This window comes from Rubrivivax sp. JA1026 (assembly GCF_011065555.1).
Taxonomy (GTDB): Bacteria; Pseudomonadota; Gammaproteobacteria; order Burkholderiales; family Burkholderiaceae_C; genus Rubrivivax; species Rubrivivax benzoatilyticus.
Window position 1 is genome coordinate 100,265 of record NZ_JAALCQ010000007.1, and the last position, 22,305, is coordinate 122,569.

The following is a 22,305-nucleotide window of genomic DNA, read 5'->3' on the forward strand; positions in this document are numbered from 1 at the left end:
GGAAGGCCGCGCCGTGATCCGCCTGCTCCTGTCCGCCGCCTCGCTGCTCGTCGCCGTCGCGGCGCCCGCCTCGCCCGCAAAGGCCCCCGACGCCGGCAGCCCGCGCCCGGTCGTCGAGGCGTTGCACGGCATCGAGGTGGCCGACCCGTTCCGCCACCTCGAGAACGTGCGCGACCCGGCGGTCGCGGCCTGGATGCGGGCGCGTTCGCGCGAGGCCCGGCGCACGCTCGACAAGATCCCCGGCCGCGCCGCGATGGCCAGCGACGTCGCGCGCCTGATGGCCGACGCCGGCACGCGGCTCGGCGAGGTCCAGCGCCGCCCCGGCGGGCGGCTGTTCTACGAGAAGCGCGGCGCACGCGACGACCAGTTCCGCCTCTACCTGCGCCAGGGCGGGCGCGAGCGCCTGCTGGTGGACCCGCAGGCGCTGGGCCGCCCGCGCGGCACGCCGCATGCGATCGACTACTTCGTGGCCTCGCCGCAGGGGCGCTACGTCGCCTTCGGCCTGTCCGCAGGCGGCTCCGAGAACGCCCGGCTGCACGTCGTCGACACACGCAGCGGCCGGCGCGTGCTCGGCCCGGTCGAGCGCGCCCAGTACGGCAACGTCGCCTGGCTCGACGACGAGAGCGGCTTCTTCTTCACCCGGCTGCGCGCCCCGGCCGCCGACGCCGCGCCGGCCGACAAGTACGCCGGTTCGCGCGCCGTCTTCGTGCGCCTGGGCGCCGACCCCGAACACGCCCCGGTGGCCTTGTCCTTCGAGTCGCCCGGCGTGGCGATCGACGAGGCCCAGGACTCGCCGTCGGTGCTGCCGGTGCCCGGAACGCGCTGGGCGCTGGGGCTGGTCAGCCACGGCACCGACCGCGAGCTCGCGGTCTGGGTGGCGCCGCTGGCCGACGCCGTCGCCGGCACCGCACGCTGGCGCCCGGCGTTCGGGCGCGAGGCCGGGGTCACGGCGCTGGAGACCGCCGGCGAGCGGCTGTTCCTGCTGAGCCACCTCGGCGCGCCACGCTCACGCTTGCTGGAAACCTCGGTCGCGGCGCCGGACCCGGCCGGCGCGCGTGTCCTCGTGCCCGAGGGCGAAGGCGTGCTGACGGGGCTGGCGCGCGGCGCCGACGCGCTGTACCTGCGCCGCCGCGACGGCAGCGCCTCGTCGCTGCTGCGCCTGCCGCTGGACGGCGGCGCCGCACCCACGGAAGTCGCGCTGCCGCTGCGCGGCGCCTTCGAGTTCGCCGGCGCGGACCCGGGCCTGCCCGGCGTGATGCTCGCGCTGCAAGGCTGGACCGAGCCCGAGCGCCTGTGGTCGGTGGCCCCCGGCGCCGACGGCGCGGTGACGGTGACCGACACCCGGCTGCTGCGCCCGGGACGCACGCCCGCGGCCGGGCGCTACGTCGTGCGCGAGGTGCTGGTGCCCGGCCACGACGGCGTGCGCGTGCCGCTGGCCATCGTGCACCGCGCCGGGCTGAAGCTCGACGGCCGCGCGCCGGCACTGCTCTGGGGCTACGCCAGCTACGGCATGACCGACGAACCCTGGTTCTCGGCCACCCGGCTGGCCTGGCTGGACCGCGGCGGCGTCTTTGCCGTCGCCAACCCGCGCGGCTCGGGCGCCTTCGGCCAGGACTGGTACCGCGGCGGCCTGCGCGAGACCAAACCCAACAGCTGGAAGGACTTCATCGCCACCGCCGAGTACCTCGTCGCCGAGGGCTACACGACGCCGGCGCGGCTGGGGGCCTGGGGCGCCAGCGCCGGCGGCGTGCTCGTCGGCCGCGCGATCACCGAGCGGCCCGACCTGTTCGGGGCCGCGGTGCTGTCGGTCGGCGCGCTCGACATGGTGCGTGCCGAGCTCGAGCCCAACGGCCCGCCCAACATCCCCGAGTTCGGCAGCGTCGCCACCGCGGACGGACTGCGTGCGCTGCTGGCGATGAGCAGCTACCACCAGGTGCGCGACGGCGTGCGCTATCCGGCGGTGCTGCTGACGCACGGCGTCAACGATGCCCGCGTCGAGGTCTGGCAGAGCCTGAAGATGGCCGCCCGGCTGCGGCAGGCCACGGCCAGCGGCAAGCCGGTGCTGCTCCGGCTGGACTACGCCGGCGGCCACGGCGGTGGCGCGACCCGCGCCCAGCAGGCCGCCGAGACGGCCGACATCTACGCCTTCCTGCGCTGGCAGGCGACGGGCAGCGCACGCTGACACGCGGCGAGGGCGGGCCGGACCGGCCGGCGCGGCGGCCGTGCCGTCTCAGCCGGCTTCGACGATCGCCAGCAACGCGCCGCGCAGCAGGGCCCAGCCGTCGCGCGCGGCCGCCGCGTCGCCGGCAGCCGACGCGCGGTCGAGCGCCGCGGCGCGTTCGGCGTCGGCGGCGTAACCCAGCGTCAGCAGCACCGACTTCAGGCTGTGCGCCAGGCGGCGCAGCGCCGCCAGGTCGCCGGCGTCCAGTGCTGCGTCACCCTGGCGCACGTCGCGCAGGAACTGCGGCAGGCAGCTGGCGCGATAAGCCTCGTACAGCACGGCGTCGCCGGCGAAGAACTGCGCCACGGCGCCCGGGGCGGGCACCGGTGGCGGGGCGGCCGGATCGTGCAGCGCCCGGCGGGCGCAGGATTCCAGCTCGTCCAGCGGCACCGGCTTGGACAGGACCTCGTCGACACCCAGGGCCTCGAGTTCGTGGCGGCGCTCGGCCGAGATGCCGGCGCTGAAGGCGACGAGCCGCGGCCGCGCGGGGCCGGTGGCGGCCAGCTCGTGCAGCAGGTCCACGCCGTTGCCGTCGGGCAGCATCAGGTCGCAGATCACCAGCCTGACCGGCTCCCGGGACAGCGCGGCGCGCGCTTCGGCCAGCGTCGCCGCCTCGACCAGATGCAGCGGCAGTTCCTCCAGCGCGATCTGGACGAAACGGCGGATGGAAGGATCGTCCTCGACGAGCAGCACCCGCGGCAACGACGCCGTGACGTCGTCGGCGGGCGCCACCGTCATGCGGCCGCCGTGGTGGCTTCGAGTGCCGCCTTCAGCAGGCCGGGCAGTTGCGCGACGAGCTGCGGCTTGTGCACGACGGGCACGCCCTCCAGCGCGAAGGCATAGGGCGCGCGGCCGGCCTCGTCCAGCGAGGTCACCACGACCAGCCGGCTGCGGCTGAACTGCGAGTGCGAACGCAGGCTGGTGATCAGCGTCGCGCCGTCGATGCCCGGCAGCAGGATGTCGACGATCAGCACGTCGGGCTGCAACTGGCCGGCCAGCGCCAGGCCGGCGATGCCGTCGTCGGCGACGTGCAGCTCGACGCCGGGCAGGTGCTGCCGCACGAGCAGCGACACCAGGTTCTGGTAATGCGCGGAGTCTTCGATCAGCAGCACGCGCCGCGCCGCCGGGACGGCTCGCGCCACGGGCGCCGGGCGCGCCGGACCGGAGCGCCGACCCTCGCGCCAGCGTTCGACCGATTCGCGCGAGATGCGGCGGTGTCCGCCGGGTGTCTTCCAGGCCTCGAGCTCGCCGCGGTCGACCATCATCTGGACCGAACGCACGGCCATTCCGAGCAGGCGCGCGACTTCCAGCGTGCTGAAGGTGTCTCGTACGTCGTCGGGCATCGGGGTCTCGGCCATCGAGTAATTCTGCCGAATTTCCGGGCTCGCGGAACGCCTGGGAGCAAGTGATAAAAACATCATTGCTGATAATCCATCACGACCGATGAACGATTCTTCGCCCATGGCCGCCGCGACAGGCCACCCCAGCCCCCCGGACTCGAGCGCGTCAGCAAACCGCTTCGACGAGGCCGCGCATGCACAGATGGAGTGTTTCCTGCGTGACTTCGGCGAGATGTACCAGGAGGTCACGCGCGCCCACCACGAGACGCTGTTTCGCCTCGCGCTGGCGGCCGAGTACCGCGACAGCGACACCGGCGAGCACATCATCCGCATGGGTTTCCTGTGCGAGGCGCTGGCGCTGGCCGTCGGGCGCAGCGACCGCTGGGCCGCGATGCTGCGCAAGGCCGCCCCGATGCACGACGTCGGCAAGATCGGCATCCCGGACAAGGTGCTGCAGAAGCCCGGCGTGCTCGACGAGCAGGAGCGCGCGACGATGAACGAGCACGCGCGCATCGGCGCGGAGATCCTCGGCCAGTCGCGCATTCCGCTGTTCCGGCTGGCGGCCGAGGTCGCGCTGTCGCACCACGAGCGCTGGGACGGCACGGGTTATCCATCGGGGCTGAAAGGCGACACGATTCCGCTGTCGGGGCGTATCGTCGCCGTCGTCGACTTCTTCGACGCGCTGACGATGGACCGCTGCTACCGCAAGGCCTTCTCCGACGCCCAGGCCCTGCAGATGCTTCGGGAGCAGGCCGGACGCGCCTTCGACCCGCGCATCGCCGCGGCATTCCTGGACCATGCGCCGCAGCTGATCCGGCTGCGCGACACGATCAACCGCCGCAAGCCCAGCTTCGGCGAACTCGTCGACGGCCCGACCCCGGCCGAAGCCCTCGCGCCATGAGCCGGGGCTCGTCGCTGCCTGGCGGAACCGGCCGCGGGTTGTCGCCGTGAACACGCAGGCGGCCAACCCTCGCCGCCGACGCCCGCGGCCGCTGACCGCACGCCTCGTCATCGGCGGCGGCGCGGCGCTGGTCGCGCTGCTGCTGGCCGTCACGGGCGCCATCGCCGCCTACGAGTACGGCGAAGCGCGGGACGTTCAGCTGGACCGGGCCGAACTGCTGGCCCGCATGGTCGAAGAGCACGCGACGCACGAGTTCGAAGACGCCGGCCGGGTGCTGGCCGCCGCCGCAGACGTGGCGAGCCGCGTGCCGGTGGAGCGCCATGCCGAACTGGGCACCGCGTTCGCGCAGACCGCCGCCGGCCAGCCGCTGGTCGCCGCCACCGTCCTGGTGGACAGCCGCGGCCTCGTCCTCGCGTCCAGCGTGCCGGGCGCACGCGGACGCACGATCGAGCTGGCGCGGATCTCCCGGCTGCCGGCGCCCGGGCAGCTGGCCTATGGCGGCTACCTCGCCGACGCGTCGCCGGTGCTGCCGGCTCGGGCGGCGGTGCCGGTGCTGCGCGGCGTGCTCGCCGCCGACGGCCGGCCGCTGACGCTGGTGGGCCTGCTGGACCCCGCCGAGCTGGCGCGCTTCCAGCGCCACGCACTCGAGGACCCGGGCACCAGCGCGATGCTGGTGCGGCGCGACGGGCTGGTGCTGAGCGCGACGCCCGCGGCCGTCGGGGCCGCCGGCGAACGCATCGCCGCCGGCGAAGACGGCCGCTTCACGGTTGACGACCTGCCGCAGCACGTCACCGCGGCGCGCACGCTGGCCTCGCAGCCCGAGCTGACGGTGCTCGTCACGCGCGACCTCGACGTCGCGCTGGCCACCTGGCGGCGGATGGTCGCGTGGCTGGCCGCCGGGGCCGCCGCGGCCGCCGCCCTGATCGCGGCGATGACCTTCGTCGCCGAACGCAGCGTGCGCGCACGCGAGGCCGCCCGGCGCCAGCGCGACGCCGCGCAGCTCGCGGTGGCGCTGCGCGAACGCGAGCTGAGCGTCATCGTCAAGAGCGTGCAGGAGCTGATCTTCCGCACCGACGCCGAGGGCCGGCTCACCTTCGTCAACGCGCGCTGGCTGGCCGCCACCGGGCAGCCGGGCGAACGGCTGATCGGCCAGGCCCTCGTCGACCTGATGGCGCCGTCGTCGCGCGAGGCGGTCGCGGCGCTGCTGGCGCCGTCGGCCAGCGGCTCGCGCGCCGCCCAGGTGAGTTTCGCCGGCACCGAGCAGCGCCTGTTCGACCTCGCCGTGTCGCCGCTGATCGAGGGCGGCCGGGTCGTCGGCCACGCCGGCAGCGCGGTCGACGTCACCGAGCGCTGCGCGGCGCAACGCGAGCTGCAAGAGCAGCTCGCGCTGTCGGCGCTGATGCTCGACACGATGCCGCTGCCGGTGGCGCTGATGGACCGCGAGGCCGCCTACGTGACGGTCAACCGGGCCTGGGAGCAGCAGTCGGGCATGCCGCGCGAGGACCTGGTCGGCAAGCGGGCGAGCGACTACCTGCTGCCGGCCGAGGCCGAGGTGCACGAACGCCACAACCGCGAGGTGCTGGAGCGTGGCGGCTCGCTGAGCTACGAGTCCGAGGTCTCGCAGGCCGACGGCACGCGGCGCACGATGGCCGTGACCAAGGCCGCCGTGACCGACGCCGACGGCCGCCCGCGCGGGCTGATCGCGGCGCTGACCGACATCACCGAGTTCCGCGAGGCCGACCGCACGATGCGCGAGGCGCGCGACATCGCCGAGGAGGCCTCGCGCGCGAAGTCCGAGTTCATCGCCAACATCAGCCACGAGCTGCGCACGCCGCTGCAGGCGATCATCGGCTTCTCCGAGCTGGGCATGGTGCGCGGCCGCGCGCACGAGCGCCTGGCGTCGATGTTCGGCGACATCCACGCCGCCGGGCAGCGCATGCTGGCGCTGGTCAACGACCTGCTCGACGTCTCCAAGATCGAGAGCACGGTGGGCACCTTCCACCTCGAGCGCACCGACCTGCGGCCGCTGGTGCGCGAGGTCGCGCGCGAGATCGACCCGCTGCTGGCGCGGCGACGCCTGCACCTGGACCTGGCGCTCAGCGAAGGCCCGCTGGTCGCCAAGGTCGACCCGATGCGCTTCCAGCAGGTGGTGCGCAACGTGCTCGCCAACGCGGTGCGCTTTTCGCCCGACGGCGAGACGATCACGGTGCGCGGCGACGTCGACGCCCGCAACCAGATCGTCGTCGCGGTGCGCGACCACGGCCCGGGCATCCCGCCGGGCGAACTGGAGAAGATCTTCGAGGCCTTCGTGCAGTCGAGCAAGACGAAGGACGGCTCGGGCGGCACCGGGCTGGGCCTGGCGATCTGCCGCAAGATCGTCGAGGCGCACGGCGGCAGCATCCAGGCCGAAAACGCCGACGGCGGCGGCAGCCGCTTCACGATCGCGGTGCCGGCGCGCGGCTTCGCGGATACCGTCGTCTGACCGGACAACTGCCCATCATGCCGCGCGGCAGCGGCCGGCGGGGGTTGTGGATCGTGTGTTTCTGCGCGCCGTCAAGGGCTTTGAAACCGCCGTTCGGAACGCCCTCACGACCGCTCCGGAGCCCGCTTGTCATCGTTCTGCAACGGGTGCACACTGGCCCGGACGGCCCTCGAAAAGCCCCTTCCGCCCCCCTCCCAGCACCGCTACCGAACTCCCGCCTTTTCACCCAGCCGGGCCCGCTCGCACCACCAGGGCACGGCGCGTTCCCACCCCTCTCAAAGGAGGTCTAGATGAACCTGACGATCAGCGGCCACCACCTCGAAGTCACGCCGGCCCTTCGTGAGTACGTGCTCACCAAGCTGGATCGCGTCACGCGCCACTTCGACCAGGTCGTGGACGTCACGGTGCTGCTCACCGTCGAGAAGCTCAAGGAAAAGGAACGCCGCCAGAAGGCCGAGGTGACGCTGCGCGTGAAGGGCCGCGACATCTTCGTCGAGCAGGCCCACGAGGATCTGTACGCGGCGATCGACCAGCTGATGGACAAGCTCGACCGCCAGGTCGTGCGCCACAAGGACAAGGTCCAGGATCACCACCACGCCACGGCCAAGCGCCTGGAGGCCAACGCCGGCTGACGCCGCCGCGCCCGGCCTCTGCGACGGCCCCGAGGGGGCCGTTTTTCATGGACCGCCGCGGCGCGCGGGCACAGGGTTTTTCATCTGCCGCAAACACTTGTTGTGATGCAGCCGCAAGAATTCTCGGTTCCCCTGCATCGGGTGGCCCGCTCGCGAGCCGGTCGGAACCCCGATTGCTATCATCCATCGTCTAGCAACACGACGCGGCAGCAGCGCAGCAGAAACGCGGCCCGCGAGGGGAAGTCCCCATGAACCGACTCGCCGCCATCCTGCCTGCCAGCAACGTGCTGGTGAACGTCGAAGCGACGAGCAAGAAGCGTGTCTTCGAACAGGCGGGGCTGCTGTTCGAGAACCAGCATTCGATCGCACGCGGCCTCGTCACCGACAACCTGTTCGCTCGCGAACGCCTGGGCTCCACCGGTCTGGGCCACGCCGTCGCGATCCCGCACGGCCGCATCAAGGGCCTGAAGAATCCGCTCGCCGCCGTGCTGCGGGTGCAGCAGCCGATCCCGTTCGACGCCCCGGACGACGAGCCGGTGTCGCTGCTGATCTTCCTGCTCGTGCCCGAGGCGGCGACGCAGCGGCATCTGGAGATCCTCTCCGAGATCGCCGAGATGCTGTCCGACCGCGAACTGCGCGAGAAGCTCAAGACCGAGGCCGACGCGGCCGCGGTGCACAAGCTGATCCACGACTGGGAACCGCTGAAGTCCGTCGCATGACGGCGCACGCGCGATGAAGCCGACATCGATCAGCGCCGAGGCACTGTTCGAGGCGCATCGCACCGCGCTGCGCTGGGAGTGGATCGCCGGCCACGCGCACCCCGAGCGCCGCTTCGACGACAGCGCGGTGCGCGACGCACGCTCCGCGGCCGACCTCGTCGGCTACCTGAACTACATCCACCCGTACCGGGTGCAGATCGTCGGCCGGCGCGAGATCGCCTATCTCGTCGCCAGCGCGCCGGAAGACCAGGAACGGCGCATCGCGCGCATCGTCACGCTGGAGCCGCCGGTGCTGATCGTCGCCGACGAGCAGGTGCCGCCGGACCGGCTGGTGGCGATGTGCGACCGCGCCGAGATCCCGCTGTTCATCACGCGCGAATCGGCCGGCCACGTCATCGACGTCGTGCGCGCCTACCTCGCGCACCTGTTCGCCGAACGCACGACGCGCCACGGCGTGTTCATGGACATCCTCGGCCTGGGCGTGCTGCTCACCGGCGAATCGGGCCTGGGCAAGAGCGAACTCGGGCTGGAGCTGATCTCGCGCGGCCACGGGCTCGTCGCCGACGACGCCGTCGACCTGTACCGCACCTCGCAGACCGCGCTCGAGGGCCGCTGCCCCGAGCTGCTGATGAACCTGCTCGAGGTGCGCGGCATCGGCCTGCTGGACATCAAGGCGATCTTCGGCGAGACCGCGGTGCGGCGGAAGATGCGCCTGCGCCTCATCGTGCACCTGGTGCGCAAGGAGACGATGGAGCGCGAGTTCGAGCGCCTGCCCTACGAGCCGCTGTACGAGGAGATCCTCGGCCTGCCGGTGCGCAAGGTGGTGATCGCGGTCGACGCCGGGCGCAACCTCGCGGTGCTCGTCGAGGCCGCGGTGCGCAACACGGTGCTGCAGCTGCGCGGCATCGACACCTACCAGGAATTCATCGAGCGCCACCAGCGCGCGATGGAACGCGGCCAGGGCTGACGACGTAACGCGCGCCGGCCGCGCGCGCCGCTCACTTGCCGTGGCGGTGCTTGCAGTCCGGCCGCGTGCAGCGTGCGTACAGCGCCAGCGCGTGGTCCTGCAGCTCGAAACCGCGCTGCGACGCGATGGCGCGCTGGCGGACCTCGATCTCCGGGTCGTAGAACTCCTCGACGCGGCCGCAGTCCATGCACACCAGGTGGTCGTGGTGCTGGCCCTCGTTGAGCTCGAAGACCGACTTGCCGGACTCGAAGTTGCTGCGCGACAGCAGGCCCGCCTGCTCGAACTGCATCAGCACGCGGTAGACGGTGGCCAGGCCGATGTCGGCGCCTTCGTTGAGCAGCGCCTTGAAAACGTCCTCGGCCGTCATGTGGCGGCGCTCGGCGCTCTGGAAGACCTCCAGGATCTTGATGCGGGGCAGCGTGGCCTTCAGGCCGCTGCTCTTCAGTTCTTCGGCATTGGACATGTCGGAAATCCTCGAGGGCCGGCGCCCGGACTCGCCGGCTAGAATGCCGAGCATCATAGCCAGCCTCACGCGCCGTTCTCTGCGGCCGCGCAGGAATCCCCTCATGCTTCGACTCCTGGCCCTGCTGTCCGGCTCTCTGTTGCTGGGCGCATGCTCGTCGACGCCGTCGTCCGGCAACAGTTTCCTCGGTTTCATCACGCCGTACCGCATCGACATCGTCCAGGGCAACGTCGTCACGCGCGAACAGCTGCAGGCGCTGAAGCCCGGCATGTCGCGCGACCAGGTGCGCAACGTGCTCGGCACGCCGCTGGTCACCGACCCGTTCCACGCCGATCGCTGGGACTACATCTTCACGATCCGCCGCCCCGGCACCGAACCGCAGCGCCGCAGCGTCGTCGTGCGCTTCGACGCCTCCGGCGCGATGAGCGGCGTCGAGGCCCCGGACGACCTGCAGACCGAACGCGAGTTCGTCGAGTCGATCACGCGCCAGCGCGACGAGAAGCCGGCCGTGCCCAAGCTCGAGCTGACCGAGGCCGAGCGCCTGGCGCTGCCGCGGCCGCCCAAGCGCGACGACGGCGCCGCCGAAGCCGAGCCCGAGGGCCCGGCGCGCCAGTACCCGCCGCTGGAGGCCTCTTGAACCCGGTGGCGATCGCGGTCGCCGGCGCGTCCGGCCGCATGGGCCGCATGCTCGTCGAGGCGGTGCTGGACAGCGAAGGCTGCCGCTTGAGCGGCGCGCTCGACGTGCCCGGCAGCCCCGCGCTGGGCCAGGACGCCGGCGCCTTTCTCGGCCGCACGACCGGCGTCGCCGTCACCGCCGACCTGCGCGCGGGCCTCGCCGGTGCCGACGTGCTGATCGACTTCACCCGCCCCGAAGGCACGCTGGCGCACCTGGCGCTGTGCCGCGAACTCGGCGTGCGCATGGTCATCGGCACCACCGGCTTCACGCCGCAGCAGAAGGCCGAGATCGCCGCCGCCGCGCAGCAGGTCGGCATCGTCTTCGCGCCGAACATGAGCGTCGGCGTCAACGTCGTGCTCAAGCTGCTGGAAACCGCCGCCAAGGCGCTGGCCGACGGCTACGACATCGAGATCGTCGAGGCCCACCACCGCCACAAGGTCGACGCCCCGAGCGGCACCGCGCTGGCGATGGGCGAGGCCGTGGCGCGCGCGCTCGGCCAGGACCTGTCCGAACACGCCGTCTTCGCGCGCGAAGGCCACACCGGCGAGCGCCAGCCCGGCACGATCGGCTTCGCGACGATCCGCGGCGGCGACATCGTCGGCGACCACACGGTGCTGTTCGCCGGCACCGGCGAGCGCATCGAGATCAGCCACCGCAGCAACAGCCGCGCCAACTACGCCGCCGGCAGCGTGCGCGCGGCGCGTTTCCTCGTCGAGCACGGCCCCGGGCTGTACGGCATGGCCGACGTGCTCGGCCTGTAGCCGGCCGCCGATGCAGGGCCTCGAACACTTCTGGGCCGAGGCCGACGCGGTCGGCCGCATCGTCGCGCTGCTGCTGTTCACGATGTCGGTCGCGGCCTGGCTGCTGATCGTCTGGAAGAGCCTGCTGCTGCGCCGCGCCGGCGCCGACATCCGCCGCGCCGTGCCGGCCTTCTGGGACTCGGCCTCGGCCACCGACGGCCGCAGCCGCGTGCAGGCGCTGGACCGCGAAGGCGTGCTGCTGCCGCTGGTCGACGCCGCCGTCGCGCCGGCCACCGGCGGCACGCTCGAAGGCGCCGCGGCGCTGGAGGCTCGCCTCACCCGCCGCCTGCGCGACGCGCTGCACCGCGGCCTCGCGCACCTGCAGTTCGGCCAGGTGATCCTGGCCTCGATCGGCAGCACCGCGCCCTTCGTCGGCCTGTTCGGCACCGTCTGGGCGATCCACCACGCGCTCACCGGCATCGGCGACGCCGGCACGCTGACGATCGAGCGCGTCGCCGGCCCGGTCGGCGAGGCGCTGGTGATGACCGCCGCCGGCATCGCCGTCGCCGTGCCCGCGGTGCTCGCCTACAACGCGCTCGGCAAGCGGGTCGCCGCCTGCGAGGCCGAGCTCGAAGGCTTCGCCCACGACCTGCGCCGCATGGTGCTGGACGCGGCACACGACTGAGGCGCGCGGCGATGGCCTTCGGACGCCTGGAACGCTCGACCCCGCCGCCGCCGATCAGCGACATCAACGTGACGCCGCTGATCGACGTCATGCTGGTGCTGCTGGTGATCTTCATCGTCACCGCGCCGCTGCTGGCCTCCAGCCTCAAGCTGGACCTGCCGCGGGCCGAGGCCTCCGGGCCGTCGGAGCCGGCCCGCTTCGTCGCGCTCGGCCTCGACGCCCAGGGCACGCTGTACCTCGCCGACCGGCCGGCCGGTCGCGAGGAGGTCGAGCGCGCGCTGCGCGAGGCCGCGGCGGCCGACGCGCAGACCGAGGTGCGGCTGCGCGCCGACCGCGCCGTGCCCTACGGCCGCGTCGCCGAGCTGATCGACGCCGCCCAGCAGGCGGGCCTGACACGCATCGGCTTCGTCACCGAGCCCGAGGCACCCAGGTAGCTCCCTACAATCCGGGGGATGAACGAAAAGTACGTCCCCGCGGAAGTCGAAGCCGCCGCCCAGGCGCACTGGAACGCCACCGGCGCCTTCAAGGTCGCCGAGGATCAGAGCAAGCCCAAGTTCTACGCCTGCTCGATGCTGCCCTACCCCAGCGGCAAGCTGCACATGGGGCACGTGCGCAACTACACCATCAACGACATGATGGCGCGCTACCTGCGCATGAAGGGCATGAACGTCCTGATGCCGATGGGCTGGGACGCCTTCGGCCTGCCGGCGGAGAACGCGGCCATCGACAACGGCGTCGCGCCGGCCAAGTGGACACGCGCCAACATCGCCGACATGAAGAGCCAGATGCAGCCGCTGGGCCTGGCCTTCGACTGGAGCCGCGAGGTCGCCACCTGCGACCCCGGCTACTACAAGTGGAACCAGTGGTTCTTCCTGAAGATGCTCGAGAAGGGCATCGCCTACAAGAAGACCCAGGTCGTCAACTGGGACCCGATCGACCAGACCGTGCTGGCCAACGAGCAGGTCGTCGACGGCCGCGGCTGGCGCTCGGGCGCGATCGTCGAGAAGCGCGAGATCCCCGGCTACTACCTGGCGATCACGAAGTACGCCGACGAGCTGCTGGCCGGCGTCAACGACAGCACCAGCGCCCACTACCTCGACGGCTGGCCGGAGCGCGTGCGCCTGATGCAGGAGCACTGGATCGGCAAGAGCGAGGGCGTGCGCTTCGCGTTCACCCATGACATCCGCGGCGCCGACGGCGAGCTGATCCAGGGCGGGCGTTTGTACGTCTTCACGACGCGCGCCGACACGATCAAGGGCGTCACCTTCTGCGCCGTCGCCGCCGAGCACCCGCTGGCGCAGCACGCCGCGCGCGACAACCCCGAGCTGGCGGCCTTCATCGAGCAGTGCAAGAAGGGCGGCACGACCGAGGCCGAACTCGCGCTGAAGGAGAAGGAAGGCCGCCCGACCGGCCTCTTCGTCACCCACCCGCTGACCGGCGAGCAGGTGCCGGTGTGGGTCGGCAACTACGTGCTGATGAGCTACGGCGACGGCGCGGTGATGGGCGTGCCGGCACACGACGAGCGCGACTTCGCGTTCGCCAAGAAGTACGGCCTGGGCATCGTCCAGGTCGTGCACGTCGACGGCGAGCACTACGACTACGAGCGCTGGCAGGACTGGTACGCCGACAAGACGCGCGGCGTGACGATCAACTCCGGCAACTACAGCGGCCTGCCGTACAAGCCGGCCGTCGACGCCGTGGCCGCCGCGCTGCAGGCCAAGGGCCTGGGCGAGAAGAAGACCACCTGGCGCCTGCGCGACTGGGGCATCAGCCGCCAGCGCTACTGGGGCACGCCGATCCCGATCATCCACTGCCCGCACTGCGGCGACGTGCCGGTGCCCGAGAAGGACCTGCCGGTCGTGCTGCCCGAGGACCTGGTGCCGGACGGCAGCGGCAACCCGCTGAACAAGTGCGAGTCCTTCCTGAACGTCGCCTGCCCGACCTGCGGCGCCGCCGCGCGGCGCGAGACGGACACGATGGACACCTTCGTCGACTCGTCCTGGTACTACATGCGCTACTGCTGCCCGGACAGCGACGGCGCGATGGTCGACGCGCGCAACGAGTACTGGATGCCGATGGACCAGTACATCGGCGGCATCGAGCACGCCGTGCTGCACCTGCTGTACGCGCGCTTCTGGACCAAGGCGATGCGCGACATCGGCCTGGTGAGCTTCAGCGAGCCGTTCACGAAGCTGTTCACGCAGGGCATGCTGCTCAACGAGTCCTACTACCGCGAGGACGCGTCGGGCAAGAAGCGCTGGTTCTACCCGAGCGAAGTCGACGTCAAGTTCGACGAGCGCGGCCAGCCGGTGGGCGCCGTGGCCAAGGCCGACGGCCTGCCGGTGCAGCTCGGCGGCATCGAGAAGATGTCCAAGAGCAAGAACAACGTCGTCGAGCCGCGCGACATCATCGCGAAGTTCGGCGCCGACACCGCGCGCACCTTCACGATGTTCGCCGGCCCGCCGGACCAGAGCGCCGCGTGGTCGGACTCGGGCGCCGAAGGCGTGTTCCGCTTCCTGCGCCGGCTGTGGAGCTTCGGCGTCAAGGTCGCGCCGCGCATCACCGCGGTCGACACCGCGGCGCAGGGCACCAACCCGCTGCGCTACGAGGTGCACACGCTGCTCAAGCAGATCGGCGCCGACTACGACCGGCTGCAATACAACACCGTCGTCTCCGGCGCGATGAAGCTGCTGAACGCGCTCGAAGACGGCGCGGCGGCCGCCGACGACGCGACGCTGCGCGAAGGTGTCGGCATCCTGCTGCGTGCGCTGTACCCGGCGGCGCCGCACGTCACGCACGCGCTGTGGGGCGAGCTCGGCTTCACCGCCGCGCTGGGCGACCTGATCGACGCCCCGTGGCCCGAGGTCGACGAAGCCGCGCTGGCGCGCTCGGAGATCGAGCTGGTGCTGCAGATCGCCGGCAAGACGCGCGGCAGCGTGCGCATCCCCGCCGACGCCGACCGCAAGGCGATCGAGGCGGTGGCGCTGGCCTCGCCCGAGTTCGCCAAGTTCAGCGACGGCAAGCCGGCGAAGAAGGTCATCGTCGTGCCCGGCCGGCTCGTCAATGTCGTCGTCTGACCGCCGCCGCGCGCTGGGCGCGATCGCCGCGCTGGGCGCGCTCGCGCTCGGCGGCTGCGGCTTCCAGCTGCGCCGGCCGCAGCAGCCGAGCTTCGAGCGCATCGCGCTGGTCGGCTTCAGGCCGAAGTCGACGGTCGGCGCGGCGCTGCGGCGGGCGCTGGAGCCCGGCGTGCACGTCGTCGACGTGCCGGCGGCCGCCCAGGTGATCCTGGAGGTCACCGAGGACCGGCGCGAGAAGAGCGTCGTCGCGTCGACCTCGGCGGCGCAGGTGCGCGAGTTCGAGATCCGCGTGCGCCTGCACTTCAGCGCGCGCACGCCCGACGGCCGCGAGCTGATCGCACCGACCGAGCTGCTGCGCGAGGAAGACCTCAGCTACAGCGAGAAGGCCGCGCTGGCCAAGCAATTCGAGGAAGCCGACCTGTACCGCGACATGGAGAACGACATCGTCATCCAGGTCATGCGGCGTCTGGCGGCGATCCGTCTGTAACGATGCAACTGCGTCCGGAACAGCTCGAGCAGCGCCTGCAGCGCGGGCTCGACACGCTCTACACGATCCACGGCGACGAGCCGCTGCTGGCCCAGGAAGCGGGCGATGCGATCCGCGCCGCTGCGCGCGCCGCCGGCTTCGTCGAGCGCCAGGTCTTCACCGTCGGCCAGCACTTCGACTGGAGCGGCCTGCTCGGCGCCGCGCAGGCGCTGTCGCTGTTTGCCGACCGCCAGCTGATCGAGATCCGCATCCCCAACGGCAAACCCGGCAAGGACGGCTCGGAGGCGCTGCAGCGCTACTGCCAGCAGCTCTCGCCCGACGTGCTGACGCTGGTGACGCTGCCCAAACTCGACTTCCAGCAGCAGAAGTCGGCCTGGTTCGCGGCGCTCGACGGCGCCGGCGTGACGCTGAAGGTCGAGCCGGTCGAGCGCAAGGCGCTGCCGGCCTGGCTGGCGCAGCGCCTGGGCCGCCAGGGCCAGCGTGTGGCCAGCGGCGAGGCCGGGCAGCAGACGCTGGCCTTCTTCGCCGACCGCGTCGAAGGCAACCTGCTGGCGGCACACCAGGAGCTGCAGAAGCTCGCGCTGCTGTACCCGCCGGGCGAACTGAGCTTCGAGCAGGTCGAGGCGGCGGTGCTGGACGTCGCACGCTACGACGTCTTCAAGCTCGGCGAGGCGGTGCTCGCCGGCCAGGTGGTGCGTGCGCTGCGCATGCTCGACGGCCTGCGCGCCGAAGGCGAGGCGCCGGTGCTGGTGCACTGGACGCTGGCCGAGGACCTGCGCGGCCTGGCGCGCGTGCGTGCCGCCGTCGACGACGGCAAGCCGCTGCCGCTGGCGCTGCGCGAGGCGCGGGTCTGGGGCACGAAGGAAAAGCTCTACGAGCGCGTGGTGCCGGCGCTGGCCGGCCACCAGACGCAGCACCTGGTGCAGGCGGCGAGCATCGTCGACGGCATCGTCAAGGGCCTGCGCCACCCCGACTGGCCGGCCGAACCCTGGGACGCGCTGCGCCGCCTGGTGCTGATGACCGTCGAAGCCGCCGCCGCAGCCGGCACGCCGACGCGCGGCACGCGCGCCAGCATGCCGCGCGCGCTCGCGCTGCACGCCTAGGAATCGGGGCGGCTTCGCCGCCCCGATTCCTAGGCTGCGCTTGCACCTTGGGCTCCCCCTAGTCCCCCTCCGAGAGGGGGCTCCAGCTGGTCGGACCGCACCCTCCAGCCTCCCTCCGGGAGGGAGGCTCCAGTCAGTCTGACGATTGCGGTGCGCGGTTCAGCCTGCGTCGGCATCGCCGGACTCCGCCGCGCAGCCTGCTGGCTCAGTAACCGCGACTGCGATCGACGAGGTGGGCGACGGGCCGGCCGTCGCGCCAGGCGCGCAGGTTGGCGGCGACGACGGCGCTGGCGCTGCGCGGGTCGGTGGCCGCCGCCGCGTGCGGCAGCACGGTGACCCGCGGATGAGCCCAGAACGCGTGGCCCGGCGGCAGCGGCTCGTGGCGGAAGACGTCGAGCACCGCGTGGTGCAGCCTTCCGGCGTCCAGCGCCGCCAGCAGGTCGGCTTCGACGACGTGGGCGCCGCGGCCCAGGTTCACCAGCGAAGCGCCTGCGGGCAAGGCGGCCAGGAAACGCGCGTCGATCAGATCGCGTGTGGCCGGCGTCAGCGGCAGCAGGTTGACGACGATGTCGGCGCCGGCCAGCAGCGGCGCCAGCTCGCAGCCGCGGTGCCAGTGTTCGACGCGGTAACCCAGCGCCGCCAGCCGCGCGCCGACCGTGCCGCCCATCTCGCCGCGGCCCAGCACCCGCACCGCGACCTCGTCGGCACGGCGCTGCGCGTGCGGCCGCCACAGGCCTTCGCGCTGGCGCGCGGCGTAGGCGAAGAAGCCGCGATGCAGTGCCAGCACGGCCCAGGTCGCGGTCTCGGCCATCGCGGCGTTCATCGCCGGGTCGACCATGCGCGCCACCGGCACGCCGGGCGGCAGCGTCGCATCGGCCAGCAGGCGGTCGACACCGGCCCACAAGGACTGCACCAGCGCCAGCGACGGCATGCCGGCCAGCGCGCCGGGCGGCGGGTTGGCGACGACGGCCAGTTCGGCGTCGCCGTCGTCGCACCAGTGCGCTTCGGGCAGCGCGGCGGCGAGCTCCTGCCGCCAGCGTGCGTCGATCTCGCCGGCGAGGCGGACCTTCATGCGTGCGCCGCCGCCGTCAGCGCGGCCAGCGCGGCGTCGACCGTCGCCTCCCGCACCGCGGCCCGGTCGCCGTCCAGCTGCAGCAGCCGCGCCTCGGTGCGCCCGGCCACGGCCCAGGCGATCCAGACCGTGCCGACCGGCTTGCCGGGCACCGCGCCGCCAGGGCCGGCGATGCCGGTGACGGCCAGCGTCAGCTCGACCGGCGCGCGCGCCAGCAGGCCTTCGGCCATCGCGCGGGCGACCTCCTCGCTGACCGCGCCGTGCGCGTCGATCGTGGCCGCCGGCACGCCGAGCAGCGTGGTCTTGGCGTCGTTGCTGTAGCTGACGACGCCGCGTTCGAACCAGTCGCTGGAGCCGGCGACCGCGGTGCAGGCCGCGGCCAGCAGGCCACCGGTGCAGCTCTCGGCGCAGGCGAGGCGCCAGCCGCGGGCGCGCAGCGCGTCGGCCAGCGCCAGCACCGCCGGCTCGAAACGGGTCAGCGCCACAGCGCGACCCCGATCGCGATGACCAGCAGCGTGCAGCCGGCGGCCACCAGGTCGTCGAAGACGATGCCGAAACCTTCGCGCCAGCCGATCGTGCCGTCGGGCCGGGGCTTGAAACGCCGGTCGGCCCAGCCCACCGGGCCGGGTTTGGCGGCGTCGAAGAAACGGAACAGCGCGAACGCGATGGCCTGCATCACGAAGCCGGCCGGCGTCACCAGCCAGAGCACGAGCCAGAACGCGACGACCTCGTCCCAGACGACGGCCGACGGGTCGCCGACCCCCAGGTTGCGCGCGGTGACGGCGCAGACCCAGGGCGCGACGAGCAGCGCCGCGCCGATGACGAGCGCCCAGCCCAGCGTGCCCAGCCACGGGTCGAGCAGCCAGAACGCGCCCCAGGCCCACAGCGTGCCGAAGGTGCCCGGCGCCTTGGGCGCCAGGCCGCTGCCGAAGCCGAGCGCGATGCAGTGCGCCGGATGGCGCAGCATGAAGCCGGTGCTGGCGCGGGACGCGGCCATCGCGCGGCGTCAGGCGAAGTGGTCGAAGCCGCGCAGCGCGACGTCCAGCGGCCGGCCCTGGCCGTCGACGACACGCAGCACGTCCTCGGCGTCGATGGCGCCGATGCAGCTCACCGCGACCTGGGCCTCGGCGGCCGCGGCCAGCACCGCGTCGCGGCGCGACGGCGGCGCGGTGAACAGCAGCTCGTAGTCGTCGCCGCCGGCGAGCAGGCATTCACGCTGCAGCGCGTCCGACTGCATCGCCAGCACGGTGCTGCGCGGGATGGCGTCGTAGTCGACCGTCGCGCCGACGCCCGACAGCCGCATCACGTGGCCCAGGTCGCCGGCCAGGCCGTCGCTGAGGTCGATGGCGCTGGTGGCGACGCCGCGCAGCGCGATGCCCAGCGGCACCCGCGGCTCGGGGCATTCCATCGACCGCCGCACCTCCTCGAAGGCGCTGCCGGGCAGCGTCGCCGCGCCGCGGAAGACCTCCAGCGCCAGGCGCGCGTCGCCCAGCCGGCCGCTGACCCAGAGGTCGTGGCCGGGGCGTGCGCCGCTGCGCAGCAGCGCCTGCTCGGGCGGCACCTGGCCGAAGACGGTGATGCAGATCGACAGCGGGCCGGCGGTCGTGTCGCCGCCGACGAGCTCGATGCCGTGGCGCTCGGCGAGCGCGAACATCCCGCGCGAGAAGCCGGCGAGAAAACTCTCGTCGACACGCGGCATCGAGATCGCCAGCGTGAAGGCCAGCGGCTCGGCGCCGCAGGCGGCGAGGTCCGACAGGTTGACCGCCAGCGCCTTGTGGCCCAGGCGCTCGGGGGCGACAGTGGACAGGAAGTGCCGCCCCTCGACCAGCAGGTCGCTGGAGATGGCCAGGCGCTGGCCCGGCTCGAGGTCGAGCAGCGCGCAGTCGTCGCCGACGCCGACGGCGGCCCGGCGCGGCGCGCGGCCGAAGTACTTCTCGATGAGTTCGAATTCGCCCATGGTCGACAGGATGCGGGCGGCCTTGGCGGGCAGGCCGCGGGCCTCAGGCGCCGGATTCTCGCAGCAGGTTCGCGAGCTCGATCGCCGACTTGACGTTCATCTTCTCGAACACGCGCGCGCGGTGGACCTCGACGGTGCGCACGCTGATCGCCAGCTGGTCGGCGATGCCCTTGTTCGGCCGGCCCTCGACGACCAGGCGCATGACCTCGCGCTCGCGCTCGGTCAGGTCGGCCAGCGAGCGCTGCACCGCCTCGGCGGCCCGCCGCCGGCCCAGCGCCTCGGCGCTGACCAGCAGCGCCTGCTCGACGCGGTCGACCAGCGTGTTGTTCGAGAACGGCTTCTCGACGAAGTCGAAGGCGCCGCGCTTGACCGCCGCCACCGCGGTCGGCACGTCGCCGTGGCCGGTGAGGAAGATCACCGGCAGCGTCTCGGTGAGGCCGCTGTCGGCGAGCTGCTCGAACAGCGCGAGGCCCGACTGGCCGGGCATGCGCACGTCCAGCAGCAGGCACGACGGCGCGTCGGGCCAGGGCGCGCGGCAGCCGGCGCGGAAGGCCTCGAAGGCCTCGGCGCTGGCGAAACCTTCGGACAGCAGGCGACGCGAACGCAGCAGCCAGGCCAGCGCGTCGCGCACGACGTCCTCGTCGTCGACGAGGTAGACGACGGGAATGCCGAGGGCGGGATCGGGACGCATCAAGCGCGAGTATCGCCGCTCAGCCGCCGGCGACGGCCTGGCGCGGCGGGCCGCCCGGCGCTGCCGGCGTGCGGGCCGCCGGCAGCGTGAAGCGGAACTCGCAGCCGCGGCCGTCGGCCCCGGAGCCGAACTCCAGCGTGCCGCCGTGCTGCTCGACCACCGTGCGGCACAGGCTCAGGCCCAGGCCCATGCCCTCGGTGCGCGTCGTGTAGAACGGCGTGAACAGCTTTTCGGCGACCTCGGCCGGGATGCCCGGGCCGCGGTCGGCGACGACGATCTCCACCCGCTGCGCCGAGGCCTGGCGCACGCGCAGCGCGAGCACGCGCTCCTCCAGCGGCGTGTCGTTCTCCATCGCCTGGATGCCGTTGCGCGTCAGGTTCAGCAGCACCTGCTCGAGCATCGTGCGGTCGCACTCCAGGCGCGGCGCGCGTTTGGGGATGTCGACCTCGACACGGGTGCCGCTCTTGCGCGCCTGCAGCCGCACCAGCGGCAGCACGGCGTCGATCAGCTGGTCGGCACCCAGCGTCTCGCGCTGCTGCACGCGCCGGCGCACGAAGTGGTGCACGCTCTTGATGATGCGGCCGGCACGTTCGGCCTGCTCGGCGATGCGCTCCAGCGCCTGGCGCAGCATGGCGTCGACCGGGCCCGGCGGCGTGCCTTCGCGCGCGGCGTCCTCCAGCAGGTTCAGCGAGCCGCTGGAGTAGCTGGCGATCGCCGCCAGCGGCTGGTTCAGCTCGTGGCTCAGCAGCGAGGCCATCTCGCCGACGGTCGCCAGGCGGGCGCTGGCCTGCAGCCGGTCCTGCTGCTGGCGCGACAGCTCCTCGATGCGGCGCTGGGCGCTGACGTCGAGCACGGTGCTCATCCAGCCGCTCTGCCGGCCCTGGCCGTCGACCAGCGCGGCCTCGTAGATCATCACCGGGAAACGTTCGCCGTTCTTGCGCATGAAGACGGTCTCGAAGCCTTCACGCGCCTCGCGCGCCGGGCGCCCGGCGCCGACCAGCCGGCCGCGCTGGCGCTCGGCGTAGACCTCGACGAACTCCGGCGGCCAGTACGGCGGCAGCGGCTGGCGCATCTCCTCCTCGCTGAAGCCGACCATCGCGCAGAACGCCGGGTTGACGTAGGTGATGCGCCCCTGCAGGTCGCGCGCGCGCAGGCCGGTGACCAGCGAGTCCTCCATCGCCTTGCGGAAGGCCAGCGCCTCGCCCAGCGCCCGTTCGACACGCGCGCGCCGGCGCACGTCGCGCGCCAGCAGCAGCACGACGGCGAACAACGCCAGCGACAGCCCGAGCACCAGCGCGGTGGCGACGTTGGGGATCAGGCTGGGGCGGCCGGCGGCGCTGTCGGCGCGCAACTGCAGCACGGTGCCGGGCACGTCGATCAGGCGTTCGGCCTGGTAGATGCCGGCGCCGCGCACCAGGCCGGCCCGCGCGAGCCGCGTGCCGTCGCCCTCGACGAAGCTGAGCTCGTGGCGGCGCGTCTGGCGCGGGCCGAGCGCACCGTCGAGCAGCTGCGGCAGGCCGATGCTGCCGACGAGATAACCGACGTCACGGCCGGCACGCTGCAGCGGGATGCAGACGTCGACGACCTCCTCGCCGATGCCACCTTCGCCGGGCACGAAGTAGCTGCGCGAGAAGGCCGGCGCGGCCATGTGGCGCGCCGCGGTGCAGGCGATGCCGGCCTCGACGTCCAGCGACGCGCGCGCCATCGCCGAGAACAGCGGCAGCGCGAACGGCCCGTCGACCGCGTCATCGACACGCATCTGCACGTCGCGGCGCTCGATGCGCAGCAGCAGCCGCTGCCCGCGCAGCAGCGCCGCGGCGTCGGCGCGCCAGCGCTCGGCCGGTGGATCGCCCCAGCTCAGCGCCTGCAGCGAGCGCATCGCCGCGAGCAGGTCGCGCTTGACCTCGGCCGCGGCCTCGGTGGCGATCTGGTCGGACTCCTCCTGCGCGCGGCTGGACTCGTGGCGCAGCGTCAGCCAGACGAGCAGCGACTGCGCCACCAGCAGCAGCAGCACGAGCGCGATCCACGGCAGCCAGCGCCGCAGCCGCGGCACGCGGACGGGATCTTCGGAGTCGGTCATCGCGGGAGGGAT

The 22,305-nt window shown here is 72.8% G+C and carries 22 protein-coding genes; 13 read left to right on the forward strand and 9 right to left on the reverse strand.

From position 1 onward, the window contains the following. The first annotated feature begins 13 nt into the window (after positions 1-13). A complete protein-coding gene (locus G5B56_RS13070; protein ID WP_164963468.1) occupies positions 14-2,182 on the forward strand; it encodes a prolyl oligopeptidase family serine peptidase in 2,169 nt (722 codons plus the stop codon). Between the two features lie 48 nt (positions 2,183-2,230). Here G5B56_RS13070 and G5B56_RS13075 read toward each other — a convergent pair whose 3' ends face one another. Together G5B56_RS13075 and G5B56_RS13080 are read right to left on the reverse strand one after the other, a co-directional pair. Beyond that, positions 2,231-2,959, reverse strand: a complete 729-nt coding sequence (locus G5B56_RS13075) for a response regulator (RefSeq protein WP_164963469.1) — start codon at positions 2,957-2,959, stop codon at positions 2,231-2,233. Beyond that, positions 2,956-3,579: a response regulator gene (locus tag G5B56_RS13080; RefSeq protein WP_009855788.1), complete on the reverse strand. Its 624-nt coding sequence runs from the start codon at positions 3,577-3,579 to the stop codon at positions 2,956-2,958. Before G5B56_RS13080 ends, G5B56_RS13075 begins: the two co-directional genes overlap by 4 nt. 184 nt (positions 3,580-3,763) lie before the next feature. Between G5B56_RS13080 and G5B56_RS13085 the strand changes: the two genes are divergently transcribed. The 5 genes from G5B56_RS13085 to hprK all read left to right on the forward strand — a co-directional run bounded on the left by G5B56_RS13085 (position 3,764) and on the right by hprK (position 9,262). Beyond that, entirely contained in the window at positions 3,764-4,462 is a 699-nt protein-coding gene (locus tag G5B56_RS13085; RefSeq protein WP_230247307.1) for an HD-GYP domain-containing protein, read from the forward strand. 46 nt (positions 4,463-4,508) lie between these two features. Continuing rightward, on the forward strand, positions 4,509-6,944 hold the full coding sequence (locus G5B56_RS13090) for an ATP-binding protein (RefSeq protein WP_164963471.1): 2,436 nt from the start codon (positions 4,509-4,511) through the stop codon (positions 6,942-6,944). A gap of 290 nt (positions 6,945-7,234) precedes the next feature. Beyond that, positions 7,235-7,576 (forward strand): ribosome hibernation-promoting factor, HPF/YfiA family, encoded by a 342-nt coding sequence (hpf, locus tag G5B56_RS13095; RefSeq protein WP_009855791.1) that lies wholly within the window; start codon positions 7,235-7,237, stop codon positions 7,574-7,576. Positions 7,577-7,824: 248 nt separating this feature from the next. Continuing rightward, on the forward strand, positions 7,825-8,295 hold the full coding sequence (locus G5B56_RS13100; protein ID WP_009855792.1) for a PTS sugar transporter subunit IIA: 471 nt from the start codon (positions 7,825-7,827) through the stop codon (positions 8,293-8,295). 13 nt (positions 8,296-8,308) lie between these two features. Further along, entirely contained in the window at positions 8,309-9,262 is a 954-nt protein-coding gene (hprK, locus tag G5B56_RS13105) for an HPr(Ser) kinase/phosphatase (protein ID WP_009855793.1), read from the forward strand. A gap of 31 nt (positions 9,263-9,293) precedes the next feature. Here hprK and fur read toward each other — a convergent pair whose 3' ends face one another. After that, complete coding sequence (gene fur, locus G5B56_RS13110; protein ID WP_009855794.1) at positions 9,294-9,725, reverse strand: ferric iron uptake transcriptional regulator; 432 nt, start codon at positions 9,723-9,725, stop codon at positions 9,294-9,296. A gap of 103 nt (positions 9,726-9,828) precedes the next feature. Between fur and G5B56_RS13115 the strand changes: the two genes are divergently transcribed. Genes G5B56_RS13115 through holA form a run of 7 tightly spaced genes read left to right on the forward strand, consistent with a single transcriptional unit; the run spans position 9,829 to position 16,493 of the window. After that, positions 9,829-10,362: an outer membrane protein assembly factor BamE gene (locus G5B56_RS13115; RefSeq protein ID WP_009855795.1), complete on the forward strand. Its 534-nt coding sequence runs from the start codon at positions 9,829-9,831 to the stop codon at positions 10,360-10,362. Beyond that, complete coding sequence (gene dapB / locus G5B56_RS13120) at positions 10,359-11,162, forward strand: 4-hydroxy-tetrahydrodipicolinate reductase (protein WP_164963472.1); 804 nt, start codon at positions 10,359-10,361, stop codon at positions 11,160-11,162. The genes G5B56_RS13115 and dapB overlap by 4 nt, the downstream gene beginning before the upstream one ends. A 10-nt stretch (positions 11,163-11,172) precedes the next feature. Beyond that, positions 11,173-11,826: a MotA/TolQ/ExbB proton channel family protein gene (locus G5B56_RS13125; RefSeq protein WP_164963473.1), complete on the forward strand. Its 654-nt coding sequence runs from the start codon at positions 11,173-11,175 to the stop codon at positions 11,824-11,826. Between the two features lie 11 nt (positions 11,827-11,837). After that, on the forward strand, positions 11,838-12,260 hold the full coding sequence (locus tag G5B56_RS13130; RefSeq protein ID WP_164963474.1) for a biopolymer transporter ExbD: 423 nt from the start codon (positions 11,838-11,840) through the stop codon (positions 12,258-12,260). An 18-nt stretch (positions 12,261-12,278) separates the two neighbouring features. Further along, positions 12,279-14,903, forward strand: a complete 2,625-nt coding sequence (gene leuS, locus G5B56_RS13135) for a leucine--tRNA ligase (protein ID WP_029718845.1) — start codon at positions 12,279-12,281, stop codon at positions 14,901-14,903. Beyond that, positions 14,890-15,390, forward strand: coding sequence for an LPS assembly lipoprotein LptE (gene lptE, locus G5B56_RS13140; protein ID WP_009855800.1), 501 nt, complete (start codon positions 14,890-14,892; stop codon positions 15,388-15,390). Before leuS ends, lptE begins: the two co-directional genes overlap by 14 nt. Positions 15,391-15,392: 2 nt before the next feature. Beyond that, positions 15,393-16,493 carry a DNA polymerase III subunit delta gene (gene holA / locus G5B56_RS13145; protein ID WP_164963475.1) on the forward strand — a complete coding sequence of 367 codons (1,101 nt, stop codon included), beginning with the start codon at positions 15,393-15,395 and terminating at the stop codon, positions 16,491-16,493. Between the two features lie 205 nt (positions 16,494-16,698). Here the strand turns inward: holA and G5B56_RS13150 are convergent, their stop codons facing one another. Genes G5B56_RS13150 through G5B56_RS13175 form a run of 6 tightly spaced genes read right to left on the reverse strand, consistent with a single transcriptional unit; the run spans position 16,699 to position 22,293 of the window. Continuing rightward, on the reverse strand, positions 16,699-17,565 hold the full coding sequence (locus tag G5B56_RS13150; RefSeq protein WP_164963476.1) for a glyoxylate/hydroxypyruvate reductase A: 867 nt from the start codon (positions 17,563-17,565) through the stop codon (positions 16,699-16,701). After that, entirely contained in the window at positions 17,562-18,050 is a 489-nt protein-coding gene (locus tag G5B56_RS13155; RefSeq protein ID WP_206023521.1) for a CinA family protein, read from the reverse strand. The genes G5B56_RS13150 and G5B56_RS13155 overlap by 4 nt, the downstream gene beginning before the upstream one ends. Beyond that, on the reverse strand, positions 18,041-18,562 hold the full coding sequence (locus G5B56_RS13160) for a phosphatidylglycerophosphatase A (protein ID WP_164963477.1): 522 nt from the start codon (positions 18,560-18,562) through the stop codon (positions 18,041-18,043). The genes G5B56_RS13155 and G5B56_RS13160 overlap by 10 nt, the downstream gene beginning before the upstream one ends. 9 nt (positions 18,563-18,571) lie before the next feature. Further along, complete coding sequence (gene thiL, locus G5B56_RS13165) at positions 18,572-19,522, reverse strand: thiamine-phosphate kinase (protein ID WP_164963478.1); 951 nt, start codon at positions 19,520-19,522, stop codon at positions 18,572-18,574. Between the two features lie 43 nt (positions 19,523-19,565). After that, complete coding sequence (locus G5B56_RS13170; protein WP_164963479.1) at positions 19,566-20,213, reverse strand: response regulator transcription factor; 648 nt, start codon at positions 20,211-20,213, stop codon at positions 19,566-19,568. 19 nt (positions 20,214-20,232) lie between these two features. Beyond that, complete coding sequence (locus G5B56_RS13175) at positions 20,233-22,293, reverse strand: sensor histidine kinase (protein WP_164963480.1); 2,061 nt, start codon at positions 22,291-22,293, stop codon at positions 20,233-20,235. Positions 22,294-22,305: the final 12 nt, after the last annotated feature.